Raw genomic sequence first — 14364 nt, forward strand, 5'->3', positions numbered from 1 at the left:
ACCAGGATGCCACACGATCTGCGAAATGCAATGCTTCTATGCCTGATGCAGAGAGTGTCGATGATCACTAGCTATGCCTAACGCATTGGATCCCTGCAAAAGGCAGAGCTCGTGGTACAGTTGTGTTCCCTGCGTATTACAGGGGTGTCCTGCGACAGGAAGGAGGGTGTATGGCGGACGACGAGACCCCTCAGGGGATCTTGCTCAGCGGCGAGGAGAACGCCGCTGTACGGATCAAGCTCGAACGCGAGCGGCGCGGCTGGAGCACGACCGCCCTGTCCGACCGCCTGAACGAGGCCGGCTTCGAAATGAACCCGTCCGCGGTCTGGCGGATCGAGAACCGCAAGCGACGCATCAATCTCGATGAGGCGATCGGCTTCGCCGAGATCTTCGGCGTCGACCTCCGAAACCTTGCTGGCCCTCCGCAGCTCGCTGCGAAGGGCCGCGCCATGGAACTCATCGACAAGGTCGTCGCCGCCCACCAGGAGACCCAGCGCGCCCAGCACATGTTCACCCGCGCTCGTGACGACTTCGACGCCTACATCGCTGAACACCCCGACATCCGCGAAGAGGCGGACGTGATGGTCTCCAACGCCATCGCCGAAAGCGTCATGAAGATGAACGCGGAGATCTACGGGCCCGCGCCCGGCACGCAATCCGACTCTGAGCAGGCGGACTCCGCTCCCAACGCGTAGCGCCTCCGCCACCTGACCTGGGCCCGCAAACCCCCAGGCACGGAACCCACCGCACACATCCCGAGATCAACCGGCCAGGCCGGGGTTGCCGCCCCATCACCTGCCAGGAAACGGACTTCTCCTTGCCCGAAAACGCCCTGCCCATCACTCAGATCGCCCAGCTCCTCGGCGTCGCCGAGACTGAGCTGCGCGCTCTGATGAACCAGCGCGACGCCTCCCACGGCGATGCCACTCTCGTCGGCCTCACCGTCACCGAAGCCGCACGGCGGATCGGCATCGGCCGCACCAAGCTGTACGAGTACGTCTCCTCCGGCGAGATCTCCTCCGTGAAGATCGGCCGGCTGCGCCGCATACCCGCCGAGGCGCTGAACGACTTCCTAGCCAGGCGCCCCGACTCGGCGGACTACACGACCGCGGCCTGAAGGGGGCGGAATGACCAAGTCCTCGAAGTCCCGCCAGCCCAATGGTGCCTCCACCATCTTCCTCGGCAAGGACGGCCGCTGGCACGGCTACGTCACCGTCGGCGTCAAGGACGACGGCAGCCCGGATCGTCGTCACGTCGGCCGCAAGACGCGCACCGCGGTCACCAAGGCCGTACGCGACCTGGAGAAGCAGCGCGACTCCACTGGCGTCCGCAAGGCCGGTCAGACCTGGACGGTCGAGACCTGGCTGACCCACTGGGTGGAGAACATCGCCGCACCCAACGTCGGTGAGAACACCATCGACGGCTACCGCGTGGCGGTCTACCACCACCTCATCCCCGGGCTGGGCGCCCACCGCCTGGAGAAGCTGGAGCCGGAGCACCTGGAGCGCCTGTACCGCAAGATGCAGACGAACGGTAGCGCCGCCGGCACCGCCCACCAGGTGCATCGCACGGTCAAAACGGCGCTCAACGAGGCCGTACGCCGTCGCCACCTCACTATCAACCCGGCGTCCGTCGCCAAGGCACCCAAGGTCGAAGAGGAGGAGGTCGAGCCGTACACGCTCGAAGAGGTCCAGCGTCTCCTCGCCGAGGCCACCAAAGTGCGCAACACCGCCCGCTGGGTGATCGCGCTCGCGCTCGGCCTGCGCCAGGGCGAGGCCCTGGGCCTGCAGTGGGAGGACGTTGACTTCGAGGCGGGTGTGATCCTCGTACGCCGGGGCCGCCTGCGGCCACGCTACCAGCACGGATGCGGCGACAAATGCGGGCGCAAGCCCGGCTACTGCCCACAGAAGATCAATGTGCGGCGCGAGACGAAGGACACCAAGACCCGCGCGGGCAAGCGCCCGATCGGTGTGCCGGACGAGCTGCTGGGGCTCCTGCGACAGCACAAGGAGAAGCAGGACCGCGAGCGGGCCGTGGCCCGCGACCTGTGGGTGGAGAAGGGGTACGTGTTCACCTCGCCGACGGGCGAGCCGCTCAACCCCAACACCGACTACCACCGGTGGAAGGACCTGCTGAAGGTCGCCGGCGTACGTGACGGCCGTCTCCACGACGCCCGCCACACTGCCGCCACTGTGCTGCTGATCCTCGGCGTCCCCGAAGCGGTCGTCGACCGCATCATGGGATGGGAACCCGGCAAGTCCGCCCGGATGCGCCGGCGCTATCAGCACCTCACCGGCCAGGTGCTCCAGCAGACGGCCGCGAAGATTGGCGGCCTGCTGTGGGGTCCGAAGCCACACGTGCTCGAACCGGCGCCTGGAGGCCCAGTGCCTGGCCCGAGGGAAACCTCCGTTCCGGCGGAGCCCAGGGTGTATGTGGCTCTCCTTGGCGAGCGCCGCATCCCGTTCCTGCACCGCGAGCACGCTGACGCAGTGGCCTCACAGTGGGGTGCTGACCATCCCGGCCATCCGGCGGAGAACGAGGAATGGGACCGGGAGAAGTGGGAGGACAAGGGCCAGGGCGGCATACGGGCCATCCGCGACCGCATGCCCGACCGTCGGATCGTCCATCACGCCCAAGCCGTGTTCCTGCCCGGCGGCGAGCGGCTCAACATCGGCCGCGATGACCAGTGGTCCGTCACGGCCTGGGAATTCGAGACCGACCTCTACACCGACCTCCCGGTGCGCTGGCACACCACTCGCCGTCCAGGCCAGGAGGTCGAGGCCCAGGTCCGTGGCACGGACCAGAAGGCCGTGGCCGCCGCATTTGCAGAGGCTTGTGCACAGGCTGTGGACCGTGCGAAGAATCCAGGAGAGTACGGCGATCTAGCTGGCTGAAGGCTGCCTGGGGATCCCCAAATCCATGGGGATCCCCAGGCAGCTGAGGAGCTTCGCTGAGGGCTGACCCGGTCAGTGTGCTTCAGTCAGTTGGGTCGACCTACTACTGGCCGAAGCCCTTCAGGAACTCCCAGGACCCTTGTGCGTCCTCGACGTCCTGCTCTCCAACGAGCAAGTACTTCCAGTTGATGTCGACATCGGGCGAGGAGTTTGCGGTGTTGGCCCACCTTCGTGCTGCCCGGCGTTTGCCGACTACCTCCTCGGAGGTCATGTCCTTGTCGGCCTTCGTCTCCACCAGCCAGCCGACGCGCTGGCCATCCACTTCTTCGATCACGACGAAGTCGGGGTTGTAATTCCTTCCCTCCGACGTCCAGGTGATGGGCACGTCGTTGATGTGCAGCCGTGCCCACACGGCTACGTTCTTCCCGCTGTCGATGGCGTTGGCTGCCTTGAACTCCGGCTCGGTGTCGAACCAGGCGTGGCTGTAGAGGTTCTTGGTCCAGCCGTTGAACGCCATCGTCTTGCTGAACGCACCGTCAGCATGGCCGGCCACCTGGCGCTTGCGTGCCACGCGGGTCTTGCTCAGCGCGAGGATCTCCACGTCATCGGTGTAGGAGACCTGGGCCTGAGTCGTAGCTCGGAGAGTTCTGGCGACCTCGGTAGCGAGACGCTGACCGCAGCGGTCGACGAAGGCCGCAAGGTGCTCGGTCGCCTTGTCGCCCATGGCCTCGATGAGGTGATCAACGATGCGCTGAGCGGCGCCAACCTCCAGCTGCCGGTTCGGAACCCCCTTGACGGACATGACCCGCTGAACCAAGGCGTTCTTCGTCACCGAGAGGGGGATGTCGAGCGGTAGCGCGGAGACCACCGTGTCAGCGGCCGTCTCGGTGCCCACTATGACTTTGCGGCCGTCATGACTGGCAACGAGCTTGGTTCGCTTCAGCTCATCAGAGTAATCCGCAGTGAGCGTGCGGCCGAGCCGCTCGAACGGTCCGTAGTCGGTGATGTCATTCAGGCTGACCGCGACGAACTGCGGCACTGAGATCAACCGGGGGATCAAGATGGGGTCCCGGTCCGGCAGCGGGTCGTATTGGATGGCTCCGGACGTATTGTTCGCGGCTTCTGCTGCCTCACGCGTACGGGTCTCAACGTCCACAACACCAGGTCTACTGAAGGTGGCCGGCGAAGGGGGCGTCGCGCCGGTCCCCGCGGGCGGAGCCTCCTCGGTAGCCTGCCCGGCGTCGTCAGCTCCGGGCGGGGTACTTGCGGATCCGTCGCCGGCGCCAGCTCCTGCCGAGTTACTCCCAGGTACGTTGCCGTCGCCAGGTCTTGTGGGGGTGGCCCCGCCAGGCAGACCGATGACGTCCGCATCGCTCTCGACCGTCTTCTGGCGGACCACAGAGCTGCCGTCGGCGAGTCGCCGAATTTCGGCGTAGGTGGCGTAGTCGATGAACGCCTCGTTGAGGACCTTCCGCTTTGCGAGCAGCTCGCCGTACTTCTCGTGGGCCAGGATCTCGAGCGTGTCGAGGATCTCGACGTTCGTGTACTCGCCGAACGGAAGACGCATACCGCGGCCGAGGGTCTGCTCGGTCATGACCTCCGAGACTGACGCCCTCATGGAGGCGATCACGTAGACGTTCTTGACGTCCCAGCCTTCCTTGAGCATGCCGACGCTGATGATGATGCGGATCGACGACTCGGGGTCCTCGACGGCCTGGAGGTCGGCCAGTGCCTTCTCCTTGGCGTCTCCCGTCAACTTCGAGTGGATCAGCAGCGTCTTCCCGACCCACGAACCGCCATCGAAGGAGGCCGTGTCGAGAACATTCCGAAACTCCTCGGCCTCGTCAATGCTCTGGGCAATGACCAACATGACCGGGTTGACCCGGGGCAGGTCGTTCTCGTCGCAGTAGGCATCGGCTGCCTGCCCCTTGTAGCGCAGCAGGTTGACGCCATCGAGAAGCTTCGTCTCGATGTCAGAGCGGTCGTCGCGGCGAGCCACCATCACCGGGATCTTCACGAGCCGGTCGGCGATAGCGGCCGCCAGCGGGTAGCGGAACGCGACGAGAGACTCATCCGCTCTCACGGGTGTGGCGGTCATGCCGACCACGAGCTGGGGCTTCAGGTCCCGGATGGTCCGGGAGAACGCCGGTCCGCGGTAGCAGTGATGTTCGTCCGCCAGGATCACGAGGTCATCGAGCCCCGCGAGATAGTCGTAGAAGGACGTGCCGAGATTCTCCAGGGGCACGTGCGTAGCGCGACCTTCGCCCGTGGCGGAGGTCAGCGCCTGAACGGTGAAGATGTAGAGCTTTGTGATCGTCGGGTCGTCGATCGCGGTTCTGGTGGCCGGCGTGTTGAAGTTGTCGGCCGTGATGACGTACGGGTTGGACCGGAGCATGCGCCGCAGCGACTTCGGATTGCCGGCAGTGAAGTTAAGAACCGACTTGTCTCGGATCGTCCTACCAGGTGCCATCAACAGGAAGTTCCGAGCGGGAGTCTCGGCCCCTGCCAGATACTCCACCAGGCCAGCCATGACGTAGGTCTTGCCGACGCCGGTGGCTGAATCCACGATGCATTCGTACGGTTCGCTCTTCTCCTGCACGTCGTAGTGGTCCGAGGTGCGGAGCAACACCGACTCGATCGCCTTGCGATTCGGTTCACGCAGGGTGAGCCTGTGGGCGACCTGGTCCAGGAGCTCAGGCTGGAACTGCAACACGCCCATCAGGCGGTCTCCCTTTCGATTCCGGCGGCAGCCTCAGCCGAGTCGTCCGCATCTCGTGGCGACGGCACAGAACGACCCGCGCCGAACGGCGACTTGCGTGCTGACTTGCGACGGTAGTTGTCGAGGACCTTATCGGGGATCAGTTCGAGTCGAGAGCCGCTGCGGGCCTCCTTCAGGGCTTGGGCCGCATCGTCCTGGATCTGGGTCGCCCACACCTCGACCATCTCGCCCTCAGAGAGGCGGTCGACGATGGAGGCGACTGTTCCCGCGCCGACCATGCCGTCGATGACGACGTACCTGACGCGGCCCTGCTTGCCGGCGAAGATCCCGTCCGGCTCGTAGGGGACTGACAACTGGGCGCACATGACTTCCGCCAGGGCGCCCTGTGCGGCCCAGTCGGCCAGGAGGACCATCCCCGCCATCTCCACGAACATGGACTCACCGACCTGAAGGTGGGTGAAGCTGCCACCTCCGTGCCAGTTGACCGTCGTGGCGTCCTTGGTCTTGGTGGCTGCCTTGAGGGCCTTGATCGTGGCGGCGTCGAGACCCGTGTCGATGGCCTTGGTCACCTTGGTGAGGAGCCGGTTGAATTCCTGGGCCTCCTCAGGGTTCATCCCGTTGGGCAGGCCGCGCTCCTCGTCCTCACCGTCATCAACGGCCGAAATCCGCTCGGTGACAGTGGTGACGCCGCCGGGGTCCTGTCCATTGACGACCTTGGTGAGCCGGGGCAGCGTGTATCGGGCCACGGTTTCAGGCAGGAGCTCGCTGGTGACCCAGCGACGCCCCATCTTGTGGGCGACGGCTGCGGTGGTGCCCGATCCGGCGAAGCAGTCCAGGACGATGTCGCCGGGATTCGATGCGATGTGGATGACGCGCGCCAGAAGGCGTTCCGGTTTCGGCGTCGCAAACGGATGCTCGTCGGGGAAGAGAGCCTTGATCTCGATCTTCCCGCGAAGGCTCCCTCCTACCTCGCTTCCCAGCCAGAGCGTCTCAGGTACCCGGCCGTTGTCCTCCAGGTGCTTCTTGCGCTGGATCCGTTCCCGGAGCCCGAGCATGACGATGTCCGGCCAGTGGCCGGCGTCGTAGCGCGCGCGGGCGTGCTTGGCGGCCTCCTCGACGGACACCGAAAGCATGATCGCCGGTACGCCGGCCTTTACCTTCTCCGGTGTCGTGCCGCAGATGCGGGCGCGCTCAGCTTCGTCGCCGATGTCACGCAGCTCGTAGGGCGCATACTCCGACATCTGCTCCAGCATCCACGACTGCGCCTTGCCCCAGCAGCGGCCTGCTGTCGGATACATCAGGCCCCCTGTGACGGGGTGCTGGATGGCGTAAACCATCAGCTGGTGCGTAGCTGCACCCCCTGCGGTTGCATCCCCGTCACGCCAGGGAACAGGATCCCCGTCCCGTGACTGGTACCGGCTTGTGTTCGATGCGGCGAGCCTGGGCATCTTGTTTGGCACCCAGGACTCGGACTTCCGGTATACCAGGATCGTGTCCTGGGAGGTCGAGAGCAGCTTGGAGTCGTTCCGGGGCGAGTCCGCCTTCTGCCAGGCGACCTCGGCGACGAAGTTGTTCTCCCCGAGCTCCTCGTCGAGGACGACGCGGCATCGGTGCGACTCCATGTGGTCGAGGTGCACCCATACGGAGGCGTCGTCCGCGAGCAGCGGCCTGATCTGGCGGATCCTGTCCCGAAGGAGGGTGAGCCAGATCGAGTGCGTGATGTTGTCCTCGTACTGCGTGAACGCCTGGCCGGTGTTGAAAGGCGGGTCGATGTAGACCAGCTTGACCTTCCCGGCGTACTTCTCGGAGTAGGCCGGGATCTTGGCCAGCGCGTCCAGCGCGTGCATCGCGTCGCCGGTGATCAAGAGGTTGTCGGTGGTCGGCTGAGGCAGTTCCGCCGGGCGGCTCGCAGGTGTCGGCGCTTCGACTCGGCCGGCCTCGTGGAGGAGGCGAACCTCGGAGACCCGGTAGTCCGTCGGGTCGACGAAGGTGTAGTCGTACTTTCCGTCCCCGGTCGACAGGAGCGTCTTGTCCTTGTCGGTCCAGGTCAGTTCGAGACGGCCCTGGTGTCGGGGCGTCGAGTTCGAGGCCATGCGGCGATCCCTTGCGCTGTGGAGATGACGTTGTCCATCTTGTCGGAGTCCCGACGAAAGCGACGGCGAACCACGACACTGACCAGGCACTACGTGCCTGCCTTGCAGGCGCTCCTCCCGGATAGCCATGGTGAAACGCCAAGCCGGCTGCCCGCCGATGGCGGGGCAACTGCAACCAAAACTGCAACCACGGAACGACGAAGGCCCCGGCCGCTGAGCGGTCGGGGCCTTCGTTTGCCCTGCTGGGCGGGTGCGGAGGATACGAGATTCGAACTCGTGAGGGGTTGCCCCCAACACGCTTTCCAAGCGTGCGCCCTAGGCCTCTAGGCGAATCCTCCGCCGAGAACATTACATGACGCGGAGGAGTGCTTGCGAACTCGTTCCGGGGGCCCGACATCGGGTAACGTGTGGGCCAGCCCCTCACGCGGCGCTATCTGACTGAACTCCCCCAGGGCCGGAAGGCAGCAAGGGTAGGTCGGCTCTGGCGGGTGCGTGGGGGGCGTCTCGTTTGCGGGCGGTCCGGTTGTCGGTGGGCGCCTATAACCTCGTATGCGTGTCGTCTCTCGCGCTCTACCGCCGTTACCGCCCGGAGTCCTTCGCCGAGGTCATCGGGCAGGGGCATGTCACCGACCCGCTGCAGCAGGCGCTGCGGAACAACCGGGTCAATCACGCGTACCTGTTCAGCGGTCCGCGCGGATGCGGCAAGACGACCAGCGCCCGGATCCTGGCGCGCTGCCTGAACTGCGAGCAGGGGCCGACGCCGACGCCGTGCGGCGAGTGCCAGTCCTGCCGCGACCTCGCGCGCAACGGTCCGGGGTCCATCGACGTCATCGAGATCGACGCCGCTTCCAACGGTGGTGTGAACGACGCCCGTGACCTGCGGGAGAAGGCGTTCTTCGGGCCCGCCTCCAGCCGGTACAAGATCTACATCATCGACGAGGCCCACATGGTCTCCACGGAGGGCTTCAACGCCCTGCTGAAGGTCGTCGAGGAGCCGCCGCCGCACCTGAAGTTCATCTTCGCGACGACCGAGCCCGAGAAGGTCATCGGGACCGTCCGGTCGCGGACCCACCACTACCCCTTCCGGCTCGTGCCGCCCGGCACCCTGCGCGACTACCTCGCCGAGGTGTGCGGCCGGGAGGGGATCGCGGTCGAGGAGGGTGTGCTCCCGCTCGTGGTGCGGGCCGGTGCGGGCTCCGTGCGTGACTCCATGTCCGTCATGGACCAGCTGCTCGCGGGCGCCGGTGCGGACGGTGTGACGTACGACATGACCACCGCCCTGCTCGGTTACACGGACGGTTCGCTGCTCGACTCGGTCGTCGAGTCGTTCGTCTCGGGGGACGGCTCCGCCGCCTTCGAGGTCGTGGACCGGGTGATCGAGGGCGGCAGCGATCCGCGGCGGTTCGTCACCGACCTGCTGGAGCGTCTCCGCGACCTGGTGATCCTCGCCGCCGTGCCCGACGCCGCGGAGAAGGGGCTCATCGACGCCCCCGCCGACGTCGTCGAGCGGATGCAGGCCCAGGCCCGGTCCTTCGGCGCCGCCGAGCTGAGCCGTGCGGCCGACATCGTCAACGAGGGGCTCACCGAGATGCGCGGGGCCCACTCGCCGCGCCTGCAGCTGGAGCTGATCTGCGCGCGCGTGCTGCTGCCCGCCGCGTACGGCGACGAGCGTTCCCTGATGGCCCGGCTGGACCGGATCGAGCGCGGGGTGCAGTTCTCGGCCGGCGCGGGCGCGCCGGCCATGGGGTACGCGCCCGGCCCCGAGGCGCACGCCGGTGCGGGGGGCGCGGCATCGGCCGTTCCCGGACCGCCCGCCGCGGCTCCGGTGCCGCCGGGCGGCGGGCCCGCCGCGGCCCGAGCGGCGGTGCGGGGGCAGGGCGGGGGCGCTCCGGCGGCCGCGTCGGGCGGCGGCCAGGGCGGTGGGCCGGGGAGCGGTCCGGGCGGTGGTCCGTCCTCCGACGCGAGCGGGTCTCCCGCCGGGTCTCCGGCCGGGCCTTCCGCCGGGCCTCCCGCCGGGCCTTCCGCCGGTGGGGGACATCCGCAGGCGGCACCCACCCCCGCGCCCGCGTCCGCCGAGGCGGCTCCCGGGCCTGCCGCGGCTTCCCCCGCGGCGCCGGCACCCGCGCCTGCGGCCGGTTCCGCCCCGGCGTCCGCGCCCGGGGCCTGGCCGACCGCCGCTCCCGCGGGTGGCGGGCGCCGGCCCGGCGGATGGCCGACGGCGGCCCCCGCGGGCGGTGGGCAGTCCCGTACACCGGCCGCTCCCGGCCCCGGTTCCGGGCCCGCCGCGACACCGGCCCAGGCTCCGGCTCCCGCGGCGGCCGCTCCCGTGCCCGTCAGCCCGCCGCCGGGCGGTTCCGGGGTCGACCCCCGCGCGCTGTGGCCCAACATCCTGGAGGCGGTCAAGAACCGCCGCCGGTTCACCTGGATCCTGCTCAGCCAGAACGCCCAGGTCACCGGCTTCGACGGGACCTCCCTGCAGCTCGGCTTCGTCAACGCGGGCGCCCGCGACAACTTCGTGAGCAGCGGCAGCGAGGACGTGCTGCGGCAGGCCCTGGCCGAGCAGTTCAACGTGGAGTGGAAGATCGACGCGGTCGTCGATCCGTCCGGCGGCGGCTCGGCGCCCCCGCCTGGCCCCGGATCCGGACCCTCCGGCGGCTTCGGCGGGTCCGGTGGCGGCGGCTTCGGCGGTGGTGGCGGAGGCGGCTACGGCGGAGGCGGCTTCGGCGGGAGCGCGCCCGCACAGCGGCCGTCGGCGCCCGCGCCGTCCCCCGCTGCCTCCTCGCCGGCCCAGGCGTCCCCTCCCGCCGCGGCACCCGCGCCCCGGCCCTCCGCGCCCGAGCCGCCCCCGGTCTCCCCCGAGGACGACATCCCCGAGGACGACGACCCGGACCTCGACGAGTCGGCGCTCTCCGGCAAGGAGCTGCTGGTGCGCGAGCTGGGTGCCACGGTGGTCGAGGAGATCACGAACGAGTAGGACGAGCGTCCTGCCGTCCGGCCCCCGTCCGGCCCCTCGGTCTCCGGTCCGCCTGGAGGAAGCCACAACCCCGCGCGGGGCTGTGCTTCGGAAGCCCGCACAAACCGCACCGGCGCGTTCCCATTAGGCTTCACCCCGTGAAGGTCCTTGTCATCGGCGGCGGCGCCCGCGAACACGCCCTGTGCCGTTCCCTGTCCCTCGACCCCGACGTCACCGCGCTGCACTGCGCACCCGGCAACGCCGGTATCGCCGAGGTCGCCGAACTGCACCAGGTCGACGCCCTGGACGGCGCGGCCGTCACCGCGCTGGCCACCCGGCTCGGTGCCGAACTGGTCGTCGTCGGACCCGAGGCGCCGCTGGTCGCCGGGGTCGCCGACGCCGTGCGCGAGGCGGGCATCCCGGTCTTCGGCCCCTCGGGCGAGGCCGCGCGGCTGGAAGGGTCCAAGGCCTTCGCCAAGGATGTGATGGCCGGCGCGGGCGTGCCCACGGCCCGCTCCTACGTCTGCACGAACCCCGACGAGGTCGACGCGGCCCTCGCCGCCTTCGGCGCGCCCTACGTCGTCAAGGACGACGGGCTGGCCGCGGGCAAGGGCGTCGTGGTCACCGACGACGTCGAGGCGGCCCGCGCGCACGCGAACGCCTGCGACCGCGTCGTCGTCGAGGAGTTCCTCGACGGCCCCGAGGTCTCCCTCTTCGCCGTCACCGACGGCGAGAACGTACGGCCGCTCCAGCCCGCCCAGGACTTCAAGCGCGCCCTGGACGGCGACGAGGGTCCGAACACCGGCGGCATGGGCGCCTACTCGCCGCTGCCCTGGGCCGACCCCAAGCTGGTCGACGAGGTCGTGCAGAGCGTGCTCCAGCCGACCGTCGACGAGATGCGCCGGCGCGGCACCCCGTTCTCCGGGCTCCTGTACGCCGGACTCGCGATCACCTCGCGCGGCGTGCGCGTGATCGAGTTCAACGCCCGCTTCGGCGACCCCGAGACCCAGGTCGTGCTGGCCCGCCTGAAGACGCCGCTCGCCGGTCTGCTGATGGCCGCCGCCACCGGCAACCTCGCCGACCTGGAGCCCCTGCGCTGGAGCGACGAGGCGGCCGTCACCGTGGTCGTCGCCTCCCACAACTACCCCGGCACCCCGCGCACCGGCGACCCGATCACCGGCCTGGACGCGGTGGCCGCCGAGGACGCCCCCCACACCTACGTCCTGCACGCCGGCACCCGCACCGAGGGCGACGCCGTCGTCAGCGCCGGGGGCCGGGTGCTGTCCGTCACGGCCACCGGCGCCGACCTCGGCGAGGCCCGCGACCGTGCCTACCGGGCCGTCGCCCGTATCGGCCTCGATGGCTCGCAGCACCGCACCGACATCGCGGCGAAGGCGGCGGGCGCGCACCGCTCCTGACCCCCCGGTCACCGCACCCGGCAGGCCCCGGCTCCGTTCCAGGAGCCGGGGCCTGACCTTTGCTGTCCGTCTCCAGCTTTCCCCAAAGCCATTCCATCGGGTGACCGATGGGCCATACGGCTGACGGGCGCGAGGGCCCCAACTATGGTGCCGCGCAAGCGTTCCGGCACTTGGCCCACCGGCATTGCGATGTCAGTGCCGGGTGCCACAGTGGGTGAGGTGAGCAAGAGCCGAAGCGCAGGGATGCGGCAGGACGGTCCGGGACAGACCGGACGGACAGGTCAGCGATGAGGGGGTGAGGTCCGGCCGTGACCGGTATCGGTGGTGTGGAGATGGGCGCGCTGGCCGCGCGTACCCGGGCGCTGGCGGTGCTGCGGGTCCGCAGCCGCGCGCTGGCCGTGGCCCTGCTGCCCGCTGCCGCGGCCGTGATCCTGCTCGTCGGCGGCTCCACCGGGCACCTCGTGGGCGGGGTCTGGGACGCGCTGCGCTGGCTCGTGTCCGTCCTCGCGCTGTGCGTCCTGGCGGCCGCCGCCGGCGTCGCCCTGGTGGTGGCCCGTTCCCGGCCCGCCGTGACCCCGACGGTCACGGTCGCCGAGGAGTCGGCGCCCGATCTGTACCGGATGGTGCGCGACCTGGCCGACCGGCTCGACGTCCCCGCCCCCTCGGCGATAGCGCTCACCCCGGACTGCGACAGCTGGCTGGAGGACCGCACCCGTACCGCCCACGCTCCGGCGCCCGCGGAGGGGCCCGACGACGACCTCGCCGGCCCGGGCGCGGACGCCCGCCGCCGGAGTGCCGCGGAGGCGCCCGTGCTGGTCATCGGTTCACCGTTCCTGTGGTGGATGCGGGTGGGCGAGCTGCGCGCCGTCCTCGCCCCGGTCGTCGCCGGTACGGGTCCCTCGGCGCACCCCGACATAGCCGCGGCCCGGCGTTTCATACGGGGCCTGGACGCCGCGGTGGCGGTGGCCTCGGCGGACCGGCGCGATCCCCTGTCCCGCGCGGCGGCCGCGGGCCTGGGCTGGGTGACCCGGCTCCTGCTGCGCAGCTGTAGGGGGCACGCGGCCCAGATGGAGCGCGGGGTCGCGACCGCGGCCGCCGAGCGTGCCCAGGCCGTGGACTACGGTCTGCGGATCGTCGCGCAGGAACAGGTCGGGCTCGCCTACGCGGGCTGGGACCGGCTGCTGACCCGGGTGGCGCTGCCCGCCTGGCGGATGGGCCGCTGGCCCTCGCGGCTGGACGTGGGTGTCGTCGCCGCCCTCACGGAGCTGTCCCGCCGTGACCGCCTGGCCGAGGGATTCGCCTCCCGCCTGGGTGAGCGTCCCGCCTGCGACCTGCTGGAGGAGCCCGGGGTGGTGGACGAGGCGGTCTCCCTGCTCGCCGCGCGGCTCTTCCACGGGGGGCCCGCCGAGACCGGCCCGGACTGGGCGCCGGTGGGCTGGGACGAGTACTCCGAGGAGGTCGTCGACCGGACCTGGCGCACGGACGCGGCCCGTCTGCACCGGGTGCTCGACACCCTGGGCGTCCGCCGCGCCGCCGAGGGCACCGCCCCGGGCACGGACGGCCCGACCCTGGCCCGCGTCCTGGACCACCTCACCACCCCGGACGCCGCGCTCACCGGCCCCCCTCCCGCCGGCACCGCCGGCGAGGCCCCGCCCCGGCACAACGGCGACGACGCCCGCCCCGCGTACGGCGACCACGACGCCCCCGCCGACGACGTGGACGACCTCGGCGGCACCACAGACCGCGGCGCCGCCCTGGCCGCCGGGCTCAGTGCGCAGCTGGCCCGCGAGGAGAAGCAGGCGCGTCCCGCCGGGACCACCCCCGCGACCCCCGGGCCGGCCGCCGTGTCGGGAGGCGGAGCCGGTCCCGACGCCGCCCTCTGGGACGCCGGCGCGCTGCCCCTCCTGCCGCTCCAGCCCCCGCGCACCGGCCGCGAGATCCTCACCGCGCACATCACGGCGATGGTGTGCTGCGCGGCGATGGACACCGCCGGCGCGGCCCCCGGCCTCGACTGGCTGGACGGACCGTCGCTCCTGCTCGACGGCGCCCGCACCGCGGACCTGGCGCCCAGCGTGCTCAGCCTCGTCGAGACCGGCGACCCGGGCCCCCTGCGTGCCTGGATGACCGAACTCGGCATACGCCCGGAGAAGCCGGTGCGCCTGGTCTGACCTCGACCGCCCCTGTCCCCACGTGCCCTCCCGTGACCTCGCGCGGCCCGGGTCCGAGGGAATCGGACCCTCCCATTCCTCTTTCGGCCACTTCGCGACGAACAGTGACAGGCCGCGTG

At 70.0% G+C, this 14364-nt stretch carries 8 protein-coding genes, 1 tRNA gene and 1 other RNA gene; 7 read left to right on the forward strand and 3 right to left on the reverse strand.

The window, feature by feature from the left end; genetic code table 11:
- Positions 1-170: 170 nt before the first annotated feature.
- The 3 genes from ACIBCJ_RS12390 (at position 171) to ACIBCJ_RS12400 (ending at position 2894) form a co-directional block, all read left to right on the forward strand.
- Positions 171-695 carry a helix-turn-helix transcriptional regulator gene (locus ACIBCJ_RS12390; protein ID WP_365979590.1) on the forward strand — a complete coding sequence of 175 codons (525 nt, stop codon included), beginning with the start codon at positions 171-173 and terminating at the stop codon, positions 693-695.
- 122 nt (positions 696-817) lie between these two features.
- The gene (locus ACIBCJ_RS12395) at positions 818-1117 is read left to right on the forward strand and encodes a helix-turn-helix domain-containing protein (RefSeq protein WP_365979591.1); all 300 of its coding nucleotides are present in this window, start codon (positions 818-820) and stop codon (positions 1115-1117) included.
- A 10-nt stretch (positions 1118-1127) separates the two neighbouring features.
- Entirely contained in the window at positions 1128-2894 is a 1767-nt protein-coding gene (locus tag ACIBCJ_RS12400) for a tyrosine-type recombinase/integrase (protein WP_365979592.1), read from the forward strand.
- Between the two features lie 103 nt (positions 2895-2997).
- Here the strand turns inward: ACIBCJ_RS12400 and ACIBCJ_RS12405 are convergent, their stop codons facing one another.
- From ACIBCJ_RS12405 to ACIBCJ_RS12415, 3 genes are all read right to left on the reverse strand, one after another.
- Positions 2998-5613: a DEAD/DEAH box helicase family protein gene (locus ACIBCJ_RS12405; RefSeq protein WP_365979593.1), complete on the reverse strand. Its 2616-nt coding sequence runs from the start codon at positions 5611-5613 to the stop codon at positions 2998-3000.
- A complete protein-coding gene (locus tag ACIBCJ_RS12410; protein ID WP_365979594.1) occupies positions 5613-7706 on the reverse strand; it encodes a site-specific DNA-methyltransferase in 2094 nt (697 codons plus the stop codon). Before ACIBCJ_RS12410 ends, ACIBCJ_RS12405 begins: the two co-directional genes overlap by 1 nt.
- Positions 7707-7959: 253 nt before the next feature.
- Positions 7960-8044: transfer RNA gene (locus ACIBCJ_RS12415), tRNA-Ser, on the reverse strand.
- A 73-nt stretch (positions 8045-8117) separates the two neighbouring features.
- Between ACIBCJ_RS12415 and ffs the strand changes: the two genes are divergently transcribed.
- From ffs to ACIBCJ_RS12435, 4 genes are all read left to right on the forward strand, one after another.
- Positions 8118-8214, forward strand: an RNA gene (ffs, locus tag ACIBCJ_RS12420) — signal recognition particle sRNA small type.
- A 45-nt stretch (positions 8215-8259) separates the two neighbouring features.
- A complete protein-coding gene (locus ACIBCJ_RS12425) occupies positions 8260-10680 on the forward strand; it encodes a DNA polymerase III subunit gamma and tau (protein ID WP_365979595.1) in 2421 nt (806 codons plus the stop codon).
- A 137-nt stretch (positions 10681-10817) separates the two neighbouring features.
- Complete coding sequence (purD, locus tag ACIBCJ_RS12430; RefSeq protein WP_365979596.1) at positions 10818-12077, forward strand: phosphoribosylamine--glycine ligase; 1260 nt, start codon at positions 10818-10820, stop codon at positions 12075-12077.
- A gap of 308 nt (positions 12078-12385) precedes the next feature.
- Complete coding sequence (locus tag ACIBCJ_RS12435) at positions 12386-14245, forward strand: hypothetical protein (protein WP_365979597.1); 1860 nt, start codon at positions 12386-12388, stop codon at positions 14243-14245.
- The last annotated feature ends 119 nt before the right edge of the window (positions 14246-14364 follow it).

Source organism: Streptomyces sp. NPDC051136 (genome assembly GCF_044455745.1).
In the GTDB taxonomy this organism is placed as follows: domain Bacteria; phylum Actinomycetota; class Actinomycetes; order Streptomycetales; family Streptomycetaceae; genus Streptomyces.